This is a genomic window from Bacillus sp. JJ1503, assembly GCF_036965125.1.
In the GTDB taxonomy this organism is placed as follows: Bacteria; Bacillota; Bacilli; order Bacillales; family Cytobacillaceae; genus Cytobacillus.
Genome location: NZ_JBALOZ010000433.1, coordinates 1 through 3153 on the forward strand (window position 1 = coordinate 1; position 3153 = coordinate 3153).

Below are 3153 nucleotides of genomic sequence, written 5' to 3' on the forward strand. Positions count from 1 at the left end.
AATATAAGGAGAATATTACAGAGGAATTGGCCAGAAATTTTTATAGGCAGCTCGTAAGAATCCGCCTTTTTGATCGAAAGGCCGTGAGTCTCCAGCGACAAGGAAGGATAGGCACATATGCACCATTCGAAGGACAGGAAGCTTCCCAGGTAGGAAGTGCGCTTGCATTAAACGAATCAGATTGGATGTTCCCTACGTACCGTGATCATGGGGCAGCCTTCGTTTTTGGCCACTCATTAAGGAATATTCTTTTATTCTGGAATGGACGAAACGAAGGGTGTGTCCCTCCGGCTGGAAAAAAGATTTTTCCTCCAGGTATCCCGATTGCCACCCAGATTCCACACGCAGCCGGAGCAGCTTTGGCAGAAAAGAAAAAAGGAACGACCCATGCAGCCATTGCTTACTTTGGGGATGGTGCCACATCTGAAGGGGATTTTCATGAAGGGCTTAATTTTGCAAGTGTATTTAAAGCGCCGGTCGTTTTCTTTAATCAAAATAACCAATTTGCAATCTCCGTCCCAATCAACAAGCAAATGAATTCCAAGACCATTGCACAAAAGGGCTTAGCCTATGATATTCCGGGTGTCCGGATCGATGGAAACGATGTTTTTATTGTTTATTTTGAAACGTTAAAGGCATTGGAGAGAGCGAGAAAGGGTGAAGGACCGACATTAATTGAAGCTGTCACATGGAGATATGGGGCTCATACGACCGCTGATGATCCATCGAAATACCGCTGCCAAGTGGAGAGCAATGGCCGCCGATCAGAAACAGATCCTATTCTCCGCCTTGAAAGGTGGATGAAAAATGTAGGATTATATGATGAAAAATGGGTGCGTGATGTGGAAGAGGAAGCTACACATGAAATAGAAAAAGCGGTTGTGGAAATGGAAGATTTTCCGCCTGCTGACCCTGCTAATATATTTGATTATGTTTTTGCGGAGCCAACTTGGCAAATTACTCAGCAAAAAGAGGAGTATTTAAGATTTATAGGAGGTGAAGGGAGATGAGTACTGCGATCAAAACCAAAACGCTCACACTCATACAAGCTATTACCGATGCTCTGGATACAATGCTTGAGAACAGGCCAGAAGTATTGCTGTTAGGAGAGGACATTGGAAAAAATGGCGGGGTATTTCGCGCCACTGAAGGTCTTCAGGAAAAATACGGGGCTGACCGGGTCATTGATACGCCTTTAAGTGAAGCGGGTTTCGTTGGTGCAGGAATTGGAATGGCGGTTAATGGATTTTTACCTGTCATTGAAATTCAGTTTCTTAGCTTTATTTATCCTGCCTATGAGCAAATTATGACACACGCTTCAAGACTAAGGATGAGGACAATGGGGCACTTTACTGTTCCAATGGTCATTCGCGCTCCATATGGTGCAGGTGTCAGAGCTCCTGAAATTCATTGCGATAGCCCGGAAGCTATATTTACCCATATGCCAGGAATAAAAGTTGTATGCCCGTCCAGCCCATATGATGCGAAGGGATTGCTTATTGCAGCGATTGAGGATCCAGATCCTGTATTATTTATGGAACCAATGAGGTGTTACCGTTCTGGCAGAGAAGAAGTGCCGGAAGGAAAATACACGATAGAAATAGGCAAAGGAAAAAAAATGCTGGAAGGGGACGATGTGTCCATCATTACTTGGGGAGCTATGGTCCCGATTGTCATGAAAGCAGCGAAAGAAATGAAAGATCAAGGCATCCATTGTGATGTTATTGATTTAAGAACTTTATACCCGATCGATAAAGACATCATTGCTGAATCAGTTCAAAATACTGGCCGTACTGTTATTGTTCATGAGGCACATGCCACTGGAGGAGTTGGGAATGATGTATTAGCCATCATCAACGATACTTCATTTTTGTATCAAAAAGCACCTGTAGAGAGGGTGACTGGATTTGATACCCCTGTTCCATACTTTGGATTTGAAGATCATTATTTACCGACTGCTGATCGAGTGAAATTTGCTATTCATAAAGTCATGTCGTTTTAGGAGGGATGGAATGGAAGTCAAATTACATGATATTGGAGAAGGAATGACCGAAGCAGATATTAATTGCTTTTTAGTTAAGGCAGGTGATTTTGTCCGGGCCGATGAACCAATCATTGAAATCCAAACAGACAAAATGACCGCGGAAATTCCTGCACCGCGTACGGGATATATTCGAGAATTTAAAGTTGAAATAGGGCAGACCGTACCTGTTGGGACAACTTTATTAATCTTAGAAGAGGAAGGGAGCTTAAATAATCAATCTGTAGCACCCCCTAAAATGGTCGCCAATCATACTATGACTATTGCAAAAGACAATAAAAAGCGTATTCTTGCTTCACCTTTTACTAGAAAAATTGCGAGGGAAAACGGCATTCGTATTGAAAGTGTTAATGGTTCTGGACTAGCTGGAAGAATCACAGATGAAGATATTTATCAATTAATGGCTTCTTCACAACAACAGGAATCCGATAGAAGCAGCCAAAAAACAAGAAATGCGACAGTAGCACCTGCAGAACTATCCCCATTAAAATCAGACACCATTCCTTTCAGAGGAAGAAGGAAGCAAATTGCGAAAAAAATGATTCAATCTTTAAATACAATTCCCCATTGTACTCATTTTGAAGAAGTGGATGTTACCGAACTAATTCAATTTAGAGCTGAGTTAAAGAAAATCAATCAAACGATATCTGCAACTGCCTTTTTCATAAAAGCTTTATCTATTTGTCTATTAGAATTTCCTATTTTTAATAGTCGGCTTGACGAGGAAAATGAAGTTATTTATCTCCAAAAAGAACACCATATTGGAATGGCAGTAGATGCAGAAGCGGGTTTAATCGTTCCCGTTCTTCGACACGTTGAGAAGAAATCCATTCGAGTTATTTATGACGAAATGAAAATGTTAACGGAAAAAGCTTTAGCCAATCAATTAAGCATGAAGGAAATAACCGGTGGAACATTTACGATTAGTAATGTTGGTCCTCTAGGTGGAAGCTTTGGGGCTACACCGATTATTCAACATCCTGAAGTGTCACTCATATCCTTTCATAAGACGAAGAAAATGCCAATAGTAACAAATGATGATCAAATTGTGATCCGGTCCATCATGAATATTTCCATGTCCTTTGATCATCGTGTAGTAGACGGGGCGAGTG

At 41.4% G+C, this 3153-nt stretch carries 3 protein-coding genes; all 3 read left to right on the top strand.

Annotated elements, in window-relative coordinates; genetic code table 11:
- Positions 1 to 1010, top strand: a 1010-nt coding sequence (gene pdhA / locus V7149_RS24525; protein WP_335348180.1) for a pyruvate dehydrogenase (acetyl-transferring) E1 component subunit alpha, incomplete at its 5' end; no start/stop codon positions are given.
- Positions 1007 to 2002, top strand: coding sequence for an alpha-ketoacid dehydrogenase subunit beta (locus V7149_RS24530; RefSeq protein ID WP_335348181.1), 996 nt, complete (start codon positions 1007 to 1009; stop codon positions 2000 to 2002). The genes pdhA and V7149_RS24530, both read left to right, overlap by 4 nt.
- A 10-nt stretch (positions 2003 to 2012) precedes the next feature.
- On the top strand, positions 2013 to 3153 hold a 1141-nt coding region (locus V7149_RS24535), incomplete at its 3' end, for a dihydrolipoamide acetyltransferase family protein (protein ID WP_335348182.1).